The organism is Paenibacillus sp. NN59 (assembly GCF_057597225.1).
Genome location: NZ_CP199678.1, coordinates 1,715,208 through 1,729,359, shown reverse-complemented (window position 1 = coordinate 1,729,359; position 14,152 = coordinate 1,715,208). Strand labels below are relative to the sequence as shown.

12 protein-coding genes are annotated in these 14,152 nt (G+C 48.9%); 2 read left to right on the top strand and 10 right to left on the bottom strand.

What is annotated here, in order from left to right; all coding sequences use genetic code 11:
* Positions 1 to 320 precede the first annotated feature (320 nt).
* A complete protein-coding gene (locus ACT89M_RS07535; protein ID WP_487345150.1) occupies positions 321 to 1,409 on the top strand; it encodes a M24 family metallopeptidase in 1,089 nt (362 codons plus the stop codon).
* A 222-nt stretch (positions 1,410 to 1,631) separates the two neighbouring features.
* Here the strand turns inward: ACT89M_RS07535 and ACT89M_RS07530 are convergent, their stop codons facing one another.
* The 3 genes from ACT89M_RS07530 to ACT89M_RS07520 all read right to left on the bottom strand — a co-directional run bounded on the left by ACT89M_RS07530 (position 1,632) and on the right by ACT89M_RS07520 (position 4,584).
* On the bottom strand, positions 1,632 to 1,985 hold the full coding sequence (locus ACT89M_RS07530) for a hypothetical protein (protein ID WP_154890920.1): 354 nt from the start codon (positions 1,983 to 1,985) through the stop codon (positions 1,632 to 1,634).
* Between the two features lie 134 nt (positions 1,986 to 2,119).
* Positions 2,120 to 2,803, bottom strand: a complete 684-nt coding sequence (locus ACT89M_RS07525; protein WP_154890919.1) for a queuosine precursor transporter — start codon at positions 2,801 to 2,803, stop codon at positions 2,120 to 2,122.
* Positions 2,804 to 3,186: 383 nt separating this feature from the next.
* Complete coding sequence (locus tag ACT89M_RS07520) at positions 3,187 to 4,584, bottom strand: L-cystine transporter (protein ID WP_090918005.1); 1,398 nt, start codon at positions 4,582 to 4,584, stop codon at positions 3,187 to 3,189.
* Between the two features lie 349 nt (positions 4,585 to 4,933).
* Here ACT89M_RS07520 and ACT89M_RS07515 point away from each other — a divergent pair, with 349 nt between their 5' ends.
* Positions 4,934 to 6,634 (top strand): methyl-accepting chemotaxis protein, encoded by a 1,701-nt coding sequence (locus tag ACT89M_RS07515; RefSeq protein WP_154890917.1) that lies wholly within the window; start codon positions 4,934 to 4,936, stop codon positions 6,632 to 6,634.
* A 238-nt stretch (positions 6,635 to 6,872) separates the two neighbouring features.
* Here the strand turns inward: ACT89M_RS07515 and ACT89M_RS07510 are convergent, their stop codons facing one another.
* From ACT89M_RS07510 to ACT89M_RS07480, 7 genes are all read right to left on the bottom strand, one after another.
* Entirely contained in the window at positions 6,873 to 8,417 is a 1,545-nt protein-coding gene (locus ACT89M_RS07510; RefSeq protein ID WP_487345309.1) for a cobyric acid synthase, read from the bottom strand.
* 149 nt (positions 8,418 to 8,566) lie between these two features.
* Complete coding sequence (locus tag ACT89M_RS07505) at positions 8,567 to 9,466, bottom strand: adenosylcobinamide-GDP ribazoletransferase (protein WP_487345149.1); 900 nt, start codon at positions 9,464 to 9,466, stop codon at positions 8,567 to 8,569.
* Positions 9,463 to 10,023 (bottom strand): bifunctional adenosylcobinamide kinase/adenosylcobinamide-phosphate guanylyltransferase, encoded by a 561-nt coding sequence (gene cobU / locus ACT89M_RS07500; RefSeq protein ID WP_090918011.1) that lies wholly within the window; start codon positions 10,021 to 10,023, stop codon positions 9,463 to 9,465. The genes ACT89M_RS07505 and cobU overlap by 4 nt, the downstream gene beginning before the upstream one ends.
* The gene (gene cobT, locus ACT89M_RS07495; protein ID WP_253496251.1) at positions 10,020 to 11,177 is read right to left on the bottom strand and encodes a nicotinate-nucleotide--dimethylbenzimidazole phosphoribosyltransferase; all 1,158 of its coding nucleotides are present in this window, start codon (positions 11,175 to 11,177) and stop codon (positions 10,020 to 10,022) included. The genes cobU and cobT overlap by 4 nt, the downstream gene beginning before the upstream one ends.
* A 45-nt stretch (positions 11,178 to 11,222) precedes the next feature.
* Positions 11,223 to 12,035: an ABC transporter ATP-binding protein gene (locus tag ACT89M_RS07490; protein WP_253496254.1), complete on the bottom strand. Its 813-nt coding sequence runs from the start codon at positions 12,033 to 12,035 to the stop codon at positions 11,223 to 11,225.
* The gene (locus ACT89M_RS07485; RefSeq protein WP_253496257.1) at positions 12,032 to 13,078 is read right to left on the bottom strand and encodes a FecCD family ABC transporter permease; all 1,047 of its coding nucleotides are present in this window, start codon (positions 13,076 to 13,078) and stop codon (positions 12,032 to 12,034) included. Before ACT89M_RS07485 ends, ACT89M_RS07490 begins: the two co-directional genes overlap by 4 nt.
* Positions 13,075 to 14,067, bottom strand: a complete 993-nt coding sequence (locus tag ACT89M_RS07480; RefSeq protein ID WP_154890912.1) for an ABC transporter substrate-binding protein — start codon at positions 14,065 to 14,067, stop codon at positions 13,075 to 13,077. The genes ACT89M_RS07485 and ACT89M_RS07480 overlap by 4 nt, the downstream gene beginning before the upstream one ends.
* Positions 14,068 to 14,152 lie beyond the last annotated feature (85 nt).

The following is a 14,152-nucleotide window of genomic DNA, read 5'->3' as shown; positions in this document are numbered from 1 at the left end:
GTGTCATGTGACTGTATAGCAAGTCTGTATTGTGTCTCGTTGTGTGCCTGTTTCGTGTATGTGTGTTACAAGTCTCTATATGTCTAGTATATATGCGTCTTTTCCTTCAGCCAACGTCCCACCGATAAAGCGGTTTCGCCCTGTATTACCCTTGCCACTCTTTCCCTAAACGGTAAAAACAGGCATTCCTTGGCTCAAAAGTCGCCGCCAGTTTAGAATTTATTCAACATCTTCTATAATAGAAGGAGTAGACGCTATAATGCTAAGAAAACACGTTGGTTATTTAAAAGAACGTACATATGAAAGGTGGATATACTAATATGAAACAAACTCCTTTATCCAGACTGGAATCCGATCTGTCCAAGCAAGGACTCGATGCCATGCTCATCACAGATCCAAAACATATTTATTATCTGACGGGATATGCGAGCAATCCGCATGAACGTTTTATGGGCCTGATGCTGGCACGCGGTGAAGACCCGTTACTGATTGTGCCCGCACTGGACGCGGATGCCGCTGCGGCAGCTTCTACTGTATCCAACATTGCTACACATTCGGACACAGATAATCCCTACTCGCTGTTTGACCGATATCAAGGACGGCTGGGCCGGGTAGGTTTGGAAAAAGAATACGTTACCGTCTCTCGTTATGAGCAACTAAACTCCGCTCTCGGCGGTGCAAGTTTTGAAGATGTTGGTTCGTTGCTACGCGCACTGCGTTTGAACAAAACAAAGGAAGAAGTCACTCGTATTCGCCATGCCATCTACATAATTGAAGAAACGCTACGACAAGGTCTTACCCATGTACGTGCAGGTGTAACGGAGATCGAGCTGGTTGCTGAGATGGAATACCAGATGAAAAAACTCGGTGCCGACGGTCCCTCCTTCGATACAATGGTGCTGACTGGACCAAAAACTGGCCTGCCGCATGGTACGCCTGGGGATCGCAAACTGCAGCACGGGGATTTGCTTATGTTTGATATGGGTGTGTACGCTGGAGGATATGCGTCGGACATTACGCGTACTTTTGCCTACGGAGACATCTCGCCTGAACTTCGCACCATCTATAATACCGTACTTGCCGCCAACGAAGCCGCGATACAGGTTGTTAAACCAGGTATTACCTGCGCATCCGTTGACCGCGCTGCTCGTCAGGTGACGATTGATGCAGGATACGGCGAGCGTTTTATGCACCGTGTCGGACATGGACTCGGCATTGATGTGCATGAATATCCATCCCTGCATGGAGAGAACATGGATCTGCTTCAGGCTGGAACCGTGTTTACCATTGAACCGGGTATTTACACCGCAGCTGGCGGTGTGCGTATTGAGGACGATGTACTTGTAACCGAGACAGGCATAGAGGTGCTTACTACGTATCCCAAAGAACTGCAAATCCTGACAAACTAAGCTGCAAGTAGCAAGTATGCAGTCGCAAAACATGAGACAACTGCAACTTCAATTAGCACAAAAAATCCCGCAACCCATGACAACTTGGCTTGCGGGATTTTGATTCTTGCGATGGGGATCAGCGTCTATTAGAGTTCACATCCATCGCGATCTGAATCGATCAGAGGGTTGCTATGTCAGGCGTACATTTTGTATTCCATGCTCAATCAGCTTCCATCTTCGTTAGTCCATTTCATGGGTTATATCCTGCCAATCCTCCAGTTCAGGCAGCTCCTGTTTGCCCCAGTAATCCAAAAACCACTGAATCACCTTGGTTGTATCTGCCGTGGTGTAACTGTAATGCCGAAATCCGCTCTCACCTTCCTGCAAACGGGTCTCTACCACCATTTGCCCCGGTTCCTCAAGCGAAGCAGCCTGCAAATATATACTTCCCTCTACCCGTTCTGACGGTTGCAGAACGACAAAATCATGCAATTCCAGATCCGTAATCAAGTCCACAAATACCGAGGCATTAAGGCTATCATTCTCATAGGTTGTGCCATTGCTCTCCAGTTTGTAGCGCAGTGTGGAATACATGCTCAATCCCCCTTGTCTTATGTAATCGTAGACGTATATTATCAGGAAACAAATTCTGTTGTATAAATTATCCCCCTGCAGAGTCCATATTGCAACTGTGGCTCCGCAGAGGGATTTGAAGTGGCGATCCTATTTTAAGCTTCATCTTCCAATTTAAAGTTACGTGCGGCATACAGAAACGGCGTTCCAACCGCAGTCAGCACAAACTTGATCAGGTAGGTCGTCAGGAAAATTTCCAGCCACACATCCCATGGATAGATAAACACAAAGGCAACCGTGCAGAATACAAGCGTATCTACAAAGGAACTGATAATCGAGCTACCGTTCGTTCGAATCCAGAGCTGATTACGTCCTGGTGCAATTTTACGTAGCCAACTGAACAAACGCACATCCAGAAACTGACTGATGAAATACGCAGACAGACTGCCGAGTGCCAGGCGTGGCAACAGTCCAAATAATTTTTCCATGGATTCCTGTGCAAAGTCCGTCGGTGCCGCATTAAAGAATAACACCATCTGCATCAGAACGGTTGTCATGATCAATGTGAAAAATCCAAACCATACCGCCTTCCGTGCCTCATCCGCCCCGTACTTTTCATTGAGAAGATCACTGGTCAGATACATGCTCACATACATCGTGTTACCTAGCGTTAAGACGATTCCCATAATGTCTATCGTTTTAGTCACCTGAATGTTGGCAATGACCGTTGCTACACCGATCCAGGCATACAGACCTTTTTTGCCAAACAGACGATAACATAGAAGAAAAAATCCATACGTCACGAGAACGAATACCGCTCCCCACACCAAATTAAACATGAATACATACACTGCCTTCCTAGTTTTGATTACGCGGGATGGTTACGAACCGCGGTTTGGCGCAGCGCCAAAACATGAATAACTCTATCACATTTCTGCAACATTGAACAGCACTAAATCCCTCCAGCGTTGCATAACACCGTTAACCCAACACATATATCCTCACACGCTCTATACCCGCTATCACCCCGATCCCCCTTCTCTATTGAAAAAAAGACTCCCACCACTCGTGCCCCATCTGCACGTTCTGGTGCAATCCCACACGCAAAAGCCGCCCTCCGGAATGTCTCCGAAGGACGGCCTTGCATCCACTCTATTGCAGCTCGCTCTGCGCACGCTGCCTCACCAAGTGCACAAGCCGTGCGCGGCAAGCTTCGCGCAGCTTACGCGTGAGCAGCAGAATCCAGCTCACGGCTTTGATCGTTGAATGTGTCCCGATCGTTTTCTTTCAAAATTTTACTTGTCAACAATCCGGATGTCATGGACCCGTTCACGTTGAGCGCTGTACGACCCATGTCGATCAACGGCTCAACGGAAATCAGCAGTCCAACCAGAGCCACAGGCAGATTCAATGTGGACAAGACGATCAGGGAAGCGAAGGTCGCCCCGCCGCCGACGCCTGCCACACCAAACGAACTGATCATAACTACGAGGATCAACGTCACGATGAAGTCCCAACTCAGCGGGTCGATTCCGACCGTCGGAGCAATCATAACCGCCAGCATGGCCGGATATACACCGGCGCAGCCGTTTTGCCCAATCGTAGCACCAAAGCTTGCGGACAAGTTGGCAATCCCGTCGGATACGCCGAGTTTCTTCGTCTGTGTCTCCACGTTCAGCGGAATCGCTGCCGCACTTGAACGAGAAGTAAAAGCAAATACCAGCGTTGGCAGTACTTTTTTCACATACGTAACCGGGTTAAATCCGGACAGGGAGATGATGATCAGATGGATGACAAACATAATCGCCAGCGCCACGTAAGACGCAATGACAAATTTGATCAGCTTCAAAATTTCCTCTGCATTGGTGGTCGCCGTTACTTTCGTAATGAGCGCCAAAATGCCGTAAGGCGTAAGCCTCAGTACCAGCGTGACAATCCGCATTACAACGGCGTAGACGGCATTCACCATGCCACGGAACGTTTCCGCCTGTTGCGGTTTTTTGCGATCCAGTCCCAATACAGCTACACCGATAAAGGCTGAGAAAATAACGACAGCCAGTGTAGACGTACGGCGTTCACCCGTCATATCCGCAAATGGATTGGAAGGAATGAACTCCAGCACCTGCTGTGGAATCGTCTGATCCTTCACATCAGCCAAACGTTCCTCCACCTTCTGGATTTGAGCCGTTTCCCGGTCTCCGCCTTGAATCTCAATGGAAGTCAGGTTGAATCCCAGACTTGTTGCAATGCTGACTCCAGCAGCAATCGCTGTCGTAATTAGCAAAATAGCGATGATGGAGAAACTCATCTTGCCGAGGTTTTGCTTGCCCTTCAGATTCATGATCGCCGAGATAATCGACACCATGATGAGTGGAATAACTACCATTTGTAGCAGACGGACATATCCTGAACCGACCAGATTAAACCAATCGACTGACTTCGTAATCACATCCGAACCTGATGTGTAGATCAATTGCAGAATAACACCATACACAACACCCATACCTAGACCCGCAAATACACGTTTCGTAAACGAGATGTGTTTCTTTTGCATCCAGTAGAGAACACCCAGCAGCGCCAGCATGACCACTACATTCACAATTAATAGAAATGTATTCATTACCTTTGTTCCTCCTCAGACATGTATCATCGGTGTTGAACCGATTTTCTAATTTATATTTGGCCTCCAAATGTGACAATGAACAATATAACACATATCAAACTATTCTGGTAGGTATTAATTGATATTATGTAATATTCATGTTATTCATTCTGGATCGATGAAAATAATTATGCAGTTTTATGAAAATTCTGCTATTCAACCCGCGGTTAATTTTGTAAAATGGGTATATCCGCTTATTCGACAGCTTCGCAAAACTAAAAAATAGGTCTTTCTTCGTTAGTAAAAAAGGCCATAGAGAACGGAATAAGGGACAATGTTATTGAAGATGACGTGAAAGGGTGATTCTATGTTTCGCAAACGCACCGTTGCTGGCAAGATCAGGGGCACGTTATTCCTAGTGTTACTCGTTGCCTCCCTGTTGTTTAGTATCAGTTTTTATGCCGTATCCATGAATATTATTCAAAGTTACGTGCTACCTCAGTTCGACAAAGTTCTGAATACGTCCATTCAGGATATTTACAAAAATACATCTTCATCCAAACTTCTGCAGATCCAAAGTGGCGGTGCAGGCGCTGAAGGAGCGGCCATGACGGTCGGATCCTACCTGGCTGATCAATCCAAAGAACATAGCCTAGATGCGGCTTATGTCATTGCCGTGCAGGATGGCAAAGCCACCGTTGTTGTCGCTAGCATCAACTCCAAGTTCAAGACCGGAGATGCTATTGATGTAGAACCTTCCATGGCACAAGCAAGCGAGAAGAAACAAGTGGTCATCAGCCCGGTCTTCTCTGATTCTTATGGTGTACATAAAGCAGCATTTATGCCGATTGCGGGAAGCAATATGCTCATGGCCGTCAGCATGGATGCCAAGTTTGTTCAGGATAAAATTGCTCAAATTTTCTGGCTATGCCTTGGTATTACCGCGTTGGTATTTGTCCTTGGCTGGCTCATCTCTACTAGTATGATCAAAAGAGTCACCAAACCCATCATTAAACTTGTAGAACATAGTAAACGAATCTCTCAAGGTGATCTTACCGCTGAGCTGCAGATTAAAGGCAAAGACGAGATCGCCCAACTGGCCTTCAGCTTCCAGACGATGACACATAATCTCAAAGAAATGATTAGCCGTGCCCTCACTACCTCCAATGAGGTCGTTGTCGGTTCCAATGACTTGCTTGAGCGTGTAGAGTCCATGTCCGGTATGGTACAGAACTCCAGCCATGCTGCCGAAGAAGCTGGAAAAGGTAGTGTCAGTATCGCTTCCAGTGCATCCGAGAACGCAAGAGCGATGGAAGAGATTACCCAAGGAATTATGCATATCGCATCTTCTGCCGCCGAAGTATCCGAACAAATTAATGAAGCTGCAACAGAGGCGCTTAACGGCAATCAACTGGCACAAAATGCAGTGAATCAGATGGAGCTTGTCGGACAGACCGCTAGCGAATCGCTGCGTTATATCGAAACGATGAACGAACGTTCCGTTGCCATCGGAACCATTGTCAATTCTATTTTTGAAATTACGAAACAGATTAACATGCTGTCCCTTAACGCATCCATTGAAGCGGCCCGTGCGGGTGAACACGGACGAGGATTCGCCGTCGTTGCTGGAGAAGTCCGCAAGCTGGCGGAACAATCCAAGACAGCGACCGAAGAAATCGCCGATTATCTCGGTACGATTCGTGAAGATGCCGAACGATCCGTAAGTGCGATGAACCGGGTAACGCAAGAGATTGGTTCTGGAACTGCTGTTGTACAGCAAGCAGGTTCAGCCTTCCAGCAACTCAATGAACTGATCCAGAACGTCAATCTCACCATTCAAACCGTCTCCTCCTCCACACAGCAAGTTTCTGCAGGTGCAGAAGAAGTTAGCGCTTCGGTGGAAGAAACAGCACAGATTACATCCAAGTCTCGTGAGAGCATGGAACAGATTGCAACTACCGCAGAAATGCAACTCAGCGAGATGGACTCTCATTCGAGCACGGTGCGCCATCTGCATGAACAAGCTGTCGAGCTGCAAACAGCGATGAAGAAGTTTAAAATCGACTAATGATTGATTAAGCTTCAATCGAATCATCCGTCAACAATCATCAATAATGATCACATATCTATAACCCTGCATTTGCTATACTAAACATTGTAAATAATCTAATAAAAAACACCCCCATACCAGATGCAACCGTTCAATGACTGAACAGGTCGCGGGTCATGGGGGTGTTTTTTGCTATTCATCCATATTTCTCACTCGGATCATTACAGATAAGTCCTGAACAAAGTGCACATGTTAATTATTCAGGCTGTGTCAGGCCCATAATCTCATACACTCGTTGCATATCCAGTGATGAGCGCAAAGAGGTGGCTACTCGATCAAACTCCATTTCTTTGCGCTCCTGAGCACTATATGTTTCCTCCAGCGGTGCAAGTCCCTTTGCTGTACGCAGTCCGTTCAACCAGGAACGCCGGAATTGGTCGCTTTCAAACAGTCCGTGCAGGTACGTTCCCCACACTTTCCCATCTGATGTGCCCCATCCTTCCAAGAATGCTTGTCCGCCAGCATGAGCGATCTCAAACAAAGCGGTTACCTGTTCAGGTTCGTGGCATTCCGTTACACCCATATGGATTTCGTATCCCTTAACAGGTATGGCCGAAGACTCAACTTGTTTTCCTCCATGTAGCCGAATGGGATGTTCAGGCTGTACGTTCCCCATAGCTCTGACCGTCTGTTTGTGCTGAAGAAATGTTGTTGATAAAGGCAGTTTGCCAAGTCCCACCGCTTCCTGAGCTTGGTTTGCCTCGACAGCATACGGATCAACCAAGTGTTGTCCCAGCATTTGATATCCACCGCATATCCCCACAAGTTGAACATGTTCAAGCTCTGAATGAGCTTGGATCGCCTGTTCCAATCCCGATTCCCGTACATAAATCAGGTCTCCGATCGTATCTTTAGTGCCTGGCAAAATAATGGCGTCGGGGCTACCCAATTCCTCCGGTGAAGTCACATAACGTACATTCACGTCCGGTTCACGGGATAATGCATCGAAGTCCGTGAAGTTGGAGATGCGCGGATAACGAATGACGGCGATATCCAGTTCTGTCTCTTCTTTTTTGCCATGTCGAAGAGAGTCCAGCACCACCGAATCTTCTGCCTCGATCTGAATATCTCTTATATAGGGCAGCACACCCAGCACAGGTATTCCAGTCCGTTCTTCAAGCCAGTCTAACCCTGGTTGCAACAGAGAGAGATCCCCCCTGAACTTATTGATGATAAATCCTTTTACACGGGCTTTCTCATGTGGCTCCAGCAGTTCGAGCGTACCCACGATCGAAGCAAACACGCCGCCGCGATCAATGTCAGAGATCAGAATAACCGGCGCATCGGCCCATCCCGCCAGATTCATATTCACAATATCCCGATCTTTCAGGTTAATCTCTGCCGGACTGCCTGCTCCCTCCATTAAAACGATGTCATATGTATCGCGCAACCGATTTAATGCATCCATTACGGTCTGCTTCGCTTCAGGTAAGAAATGCTGACGATAATCCGATGCGCTCATCTGGGCAAAAGGAACACCATGCACCACGATCTGTGAATGCATATCCCGCACAGGTTTGATTAGAATCGGATTCATATCGGTCGTAGCTTCAATACCACAGGCTTCAGCCTGTGCCCCCTGCGCCCGACCAATCTCCTTGCCGTCTTCTGTAACATAAGAGTTCAGCGCCATATTCTGTGATTTGAACGGAGCAGGGCTGAAGCCATCTTGCTTGAAAATCCGGCACAGTGCCGTTGTAATGACACTCTTACCTACATCAGAAGCCGTGCCTTGCAGCATGAGTACAGCCGCTGGTTGTTTTACCTGATCTTCCACGGTCCCTCACCCCTGTCTTTCGCGCGATTAACTTGCTACACAACGATAATGCTCAAACCAAACGAAAACTCTCCAATGAAATTCTGGGTAGCTTAACCTCTACAACTCAATCTCTACAGCCAAAATAGTCCTTGAAGCACGCTTAATACCATCAATAAAGCCGCTTCCAACAGTTCGTTCATGGCACCATATGTATCTCCAGTAAGCCCTCCGAGCCGGGCACTGATCCGGGTAGCAACAAATCGCCCTATATAATAACACGCCACAGGCAGTACGATAACTGACGTTACAGGATACAACCACCAAGGGAGTGACCCGAACCCGCTGACCATGGCATCGGCAATAGCAATATCCGGTTTAAACAGCCATACGACAGCAATTGTAATGACGCCTAAGACCAGCGTAAGTCCAATCGCAGCGCTACGTGCTCGCTGGACTTCATTCCGCTCCCCGAGCCCTTTGAATAGAACGGCAAGCCCATCATCCCCACGAGCATTAGGCCAGGCTGACATGGCATAGACCATAAACCATCGGCTCCAGATCATAGGCAAAATCAGCAACGCACCGTACAACCAGTTCCCACGGGCAATCATATCGGCAATCAGTGCCGCCTTCATCATAAGGAGCAGCACACAGGCAATAACCCCCATCGCGCCCACTCGGCTGTCTTTCATAATCTCCAGCATTCGCTCACGGCTGCGGTAACTGAGCAGGCCATCTGCTGTATCCATCCATCCGTCGAGATGCAATCCTCCGGTAAGCCAGACCCATACAGCCAAGGTCAGAACCGCTGCCGGAAAAGCCGGAAGCAGGGCACCGCTCAGTGCGGCGACCAGCCACACGCAGAGACCGATTGCAGCACCGACCAGTGGATAATACACCACACTTTCGCGTAGCAATGGCGAAACAAAATCGAGCTGCATTTTCACAGGAAAACGAGACAGAAATTGAAAGGCCGCGGCTGCCGCATGTTTCCGCTGCGGAACGGCTGAACCCGCTGAGCCATGCTTCATAAGCGATACTCCTTACTTTTCAATTCGATTGGAATGCCTACCGTCACGAGAAACACCTCACGACAGATTGCTGCAATGCGCTGATTAAGAACACCTGCCAGATCACGATACACACGACCAAGCTTGTATTCGGGTACAATTCCATCCCCTACTTCATTGGTAACCAGCACAAGTAATCCGGGATAGGTTTGAACCGCTTCTACCAGTGCATCCAGATGACCTTGCAACACGTGACCTTCGTCATGTTCATGGGCCAGTAACACATTCGTCAGCCAGAGAGTCAAGCAATCCACCAGAATCGTTGGTGCGGACGTTCCCGTATGCCCTTCGCCCATCTGCTGAATTAGAGCAGGCAAAGCCAAGGGTTCCTCCATCGTACGCCAGAGGTAACCGGAACTTTCACGCTGCTTCTGGTGCATTGCTATGCGTTCACGCATCTCGTCATCATACGCCTGAGCAGTTGCTACATACCAAGCTTCTGAGGAACGCTGCATGCACAGACGTTCGGCAAACGAACTCTTACCACTGCGTGCACCGCCAGTAACCAATACACTCATCGGGAGCCATCTCCCTGAACAGGTGAGACCGTTAAAATGGAGGAACCAGTCGAATGCTCTTTCTCACTGGAATCAGAGTCCGAAGCCTGATTCGTTCCGTCTGACACACCCGCACTTGCAAAGGTCGCCATTTCATTCAAAATCAGACATGCTGCATCAATGAGATGCAGACTGAGTACTCCACCTGTGCCTTCTCCAAGGCGCATATCCAGATCTAGCATCGGCTTCAAATCAAGTTCACGTAGCAGAGCCGCATGTCCATTCTCATGGGAGGTATGGGAAGCGACCATATAAGCCGTACTCAGGGGAGCCAGCTTTCTTGCGATTAGTGCCGCCGCAGTCGAGATGAAACCATCTACGACAACTGGACAGCGATGAGCCGCGGCAGCGAGAATAACGCCGGTGAGTCCGGCAATCTCCAATCCACCCACCTTGCATAGCACATCCAGCGCATCCTCAGGGTCAGGTGTATTAACACTCAAAGCCTGACTTATAACAGCAGCCTTGCGTAGCACACCTGCATCATCCAAGCCAGTCCCTCTCCCAACAGCTGATGCTGGTGCAATACCGGTGAGCGCACTCATCACTGCGGCGCTTGCCGTTGTGTTGCCAATCCCCATTTCTCCGGTGACAAACAACCCTGTCCCTTTTGCTACTTCCGCGGTAACGACATCCACACCTACTAAAATAGCCTGAATCGCCTCATCCCGAGTCATCGCGGCTCCTTGAGCCATGTTGGCCGTGCCTTTACGAATGTTACGGGAGAGCAGGTTAGCATGATCAAGGTCAGCATTTACACCGATATCGACACAGATCACTTCCGCTCTGGCATGACGAGCAAGGACATTGACTGCAGCGCCTCCAGCCAGAAAATTCATGACCATCTGCGGTGTAACCTCGGCTGGAAAAGCACTGATCCCTTCAGCTACGACCCCGTGATCCGCAGCCATAACGATCACAGCCCTGCGATCAAAACGCGGACGTGCCTGCCCTGTCATCCCTGCCAATCGAATCACAAGGTCTTCCAATTTGCCGAGACTACCAGGTGGCTTTGTGAGTATATCCACATGAGCAGACGTTTCGGCAGCAATGGTTGGGTCAGGAGCAACAATCTTATTTAATACTTGCTCCAACTTCTGTTCTTCTGTCTTCATTCAACCAGCACTTCCTTCATCAAAATAGAGGCTCTCCCGCCTCGTTTAATCCAAGTCCCTCCGCAGCAGCAGTTGAGGAACCGCATGATCCGGATGGGACACCATCGCAGGTTTAACGCGAAAAATCTCTTGAATCTGCTCTCCCGTCATTAAACTGTGAGGTGTTCCCTCTCCCACTACCTTCCCCTCACGCAAAGCCAAAATACGATCGCAGAACAACGCAGCCAGATTGAGATCATGCAACACCGCTACAATCGTGATGCTGCTCTTCTTCTGCCATGCCGCTAACAACTCCATAAACTGCAATTGATATTTGATATCGAGAAACGTCGTTGGTTCGTCCAGCAATAATAATCGCGGCTCCTGTGCCATGACCTTGGCTAGGGCCACACGCTGCCGTTGTCCGCCGCTTAGGGAATCCAGAGGTCGATCTGCCAGTTCCGTGAGTCCCAGCTCTTCAAGCACTCTGTCCACCACATGGGCTCCCTCTCCCGATTCACGGCCTAGCCAGTTCTGGTAAGGATAACGCCCCATTTCGACAACATCTCGAACCGGATAGGAGATTGCGGGTAAGCCATCCTGCTGCAAAACGGCAATCATCCGTGACAATTGCTTGCGACTATATGATCGGATATCACGACCAGCAATGCTGATCTGGCCTTCACTTAACGATTCCGTTCCTGCAATAAGCTGGAGTAGTGTTGATTTCCCGCTTCCATTTGGGCCAACGACACCCCACCAATCTCCTTCTGTGATCTGCCAATCGGTAGGATGCAGGGCATGATGATCACCGTATGTTTTGCCCGCCCGGACAACAGTTACTAGAGAAGCGGTAGCATAATTTTTGTCGGTCGTCACGGCATCATCCCCTTCTGCAGCTTTTTGTTCCGATGCAGCAAATAGGCGAAAAACGGAGCGCCGACAAAAGCAGTCACGACGCCTAGCGGTATTTCAGTCGGTGCCAGCAAGGAGCGAGCTATGGTGTCTGCCCATACCATAAAAATCGCACCGCCAATCGCAGACAAAGGTACCAGCAAGCGATAGTCCGGCCCCACCAGCAATCGCAAAATATGCGGAATTACCAAGCCAACAAATCCGATGACTCCCGAAACCGAAACAGCTCCTGCCGTTAGCAATGTGCCTACAGCCAGCACAGATAACTTGAGCCTGTCCACACCAACACCAATATGCGCTGCCTGACGTTCACCCAGTGCCAAGACGTTCAGCGAACGTGCCCGACTCCATAGAAAAATCAGTCCAAGCAGAAAATACGGGAAAAGGATGGTCGTATACGACCACCCGCGCAGTGCCAGACTTCCCATCGTCCAGTATATAATTTCATTGATTGTCTGCTTCGACATGGTCGATAGGAAGGAAACGACTGCCCCCAAGAAACTTTGCATGACCACACCTGCCAGAATGAGGCTATGCGTTGGTATTTTACGTCCTTCACGAGCCAGCGACAGCACGAACCATAACGTGACTACCCCGGTCAAAAAAGCAACCAGCGGCAGTGTCCAAATACCAATGATAGCGTACTGCAAACCAAAGAATATCAGGAACGCCGCCCCCATCGAAGCACCAGAGGAAACCCCCAGTGTGAATGGATCAGCCAGAGGATTGCGTAATACACCTTGAAACCCCGCCCCTGCAATTGCTAGTGAAGCACCTACGAGCATCGCAAGCAAGACACGCGGGAAACGCACCTTCCATATGATTTGTTCGGCGGCCTTGTTCCAATCAGATGTAATCCAGTCGCCCACCCATGGCAATTTGTGAACGAGAATACCAGCGATGTCCCGGATGGGCAACGCCACTGAACCGATGCCCGTGCAGACGAGCACGGTAAGCACCAGCAGCGCCATGCCCATCGTTCCGAACAGGATCAGCTTTCTGCTCATTTGAACAGGTCAGGATAGATCGCTTTGGCAACATCTTTCAACCCTTGAGTTACGCGCGGTCCTGGACGGCTCAGCAAGTTGGCATCCAGCCCAATCACGGCATTGTTTTTCACCGCCCTAATTTGATCCCAGCCGCTACGTGCCTTGATGATCTGATCCAGCGTCTTGTTGTCCTCAACTACGTCATTGGCGTACAAGATAACATCCGGGTTAGAGGCAATGACATTTTCCTCGTTAATTTGGTACCAACTCTCTTTGTCGGCAGCAATATTGGTAGCCCCGGCTACGTTGATCAGTTCGTCCATGAACTCACCTTTACCAACCGTCCAGCCTGGGGAGAACTCGATGTATACTTTTTTCTTCTCTTCCGGTTTTACGGCTTTTACCGCTTCTGTTACATCTGTTACATCTTTCTTCATCTGCGTGACAAGCTTCTGAGCTTGCTCTTGATGATCGGTGATTTTACCGAAGGTTTCGATATTGTTTATTACATCGTCGATGGATTTAGGATCCGTTTTGAAAATGGTAATGCCCAGTTCACGCAGCTTCTTCACCGCATCCTCACTCATAGAAATGCCAGTGAACACGATGTCCGCATCTGCTGCAATAATGGACTCCTCGTTTGGCTTGGTGACACCGCCCATTTTCGTTTTGGTTTTTGCCGCTTCCGGGTAATCGTCATAGTCGGATACGCCAATAATCTCATTATCCAGTCCGAGGGCAAACAGCGACTCCGTTTCAGCTGGAGATACCGAGACGATTTTGGTGGGTGCTTTTTCAAAAGTGAAAGACTCACCCGTTGCATCTGTAACGGTCAGTGGGTATTGAGTTTTCAGATCCGTTTGCGTTTGTTCCTGCGACTGTTCCTGTGCAGGTTGCTGTGAGCTGCCCGCACCTTCTTTTGTTGCGGTATTACCGCATCCAGCCAGCGCCAGTGCCAGCATTGCTGCACTCAACAGTGATGTGAGTGCTTTCCAGTTCTTAATCATTGATTTAAACTCCCCTTCTCTATCTGTACTATTGTTGTTGCTTATTACCTCACTCTTATTGCTCTACCCCATCTTGGTGTTCAGA

What these genes read in the sequence shown, in the direction of transcription:
- ACT89M_RS07535 (WP_487345150.1), top strand. Translation starts at nt 321, where the DNA reads ATGAAACAAACTCCTTTATCCAGACTGGAATCCGATCTGTCCAAGCAA.
- ACT89M_RS07530 (WP_154890920.1), bottom strand. Translation starts at nt 1,985, where the DNA reads ATGTATTCCACACTGCGCTACAAACTGGAGAGCAATGGCACAACCTAT.
- ACT89M_RS07525 (WP_154890919.1), bottom strand. Translation starts at nt 2,803, where the DNA reads ATGTTTAATTTGGTGTGGGGAGCGGTATTCGTTCTCGTGACGTATGGA.
- ACT89M_RS07520 (WP_090918005.1), bottom strand. Translation starts at nt 4,584, where the DNA reads ATGAATACATTTCTATTAATTGTGAATGTAGTGGTCATGCTGGCGCTG.
- ACT89M_RS07515 (WP_154890917.1), top strand. Translation starts at nt 4,934, where the DNA reads ATGTTTCGCAAACGCACCGTTGCTGGCAAGATCAGGGGCACGTTATTC.
- ACT89M_RS07510 (WP_487345309.1), bottom strand. Translation starts at nt 8,417, where the DNA reads ATGCTGCAAGGCACGGCTTCTGATGTAGGTAAGAGTGTCATTACAACG.
- ACT89M_RS07505 (WP_487345149.1), bottom strand. Translation starts at nt 9,466, where the DNA reads ATGAAGCATGGCTCAGCGGGTTCAGCCGTTCCGCAGCGGAAACATGCG.
- cobU (WP_090918011.1), bottom strand. Translation starts at nt 10,023, where the DNA reads ATGAGTGTATTGGTTACTGGCGGTGCACGCAGTGGTAAGAGTTCGTTT.
- cobT (WP_253496251.1), bottom strand. Translation starts at nt 11,177, where the DNA reads ATGAAGACAGAAGAACAGAAGTTGGAGCAAGTATTAAATAAGATTGTT.
- ACT89M_RS07485 (WP_253496257.1), bottom strand. Translation starts at nt 13,078, where the DNA reads ATGAGCAGAAAGCTGATCCTGTTCGGAACGATGGGCATGGCGCTGCTG.
- ACT89M_RS07480 (WP_154890912.1), bottom strand. Translation starts at nt 14,067, where the DNA reads ATGATTAAGAACTGGAAAGCACTCACATCACTGTTGAGTGCAGCAATG.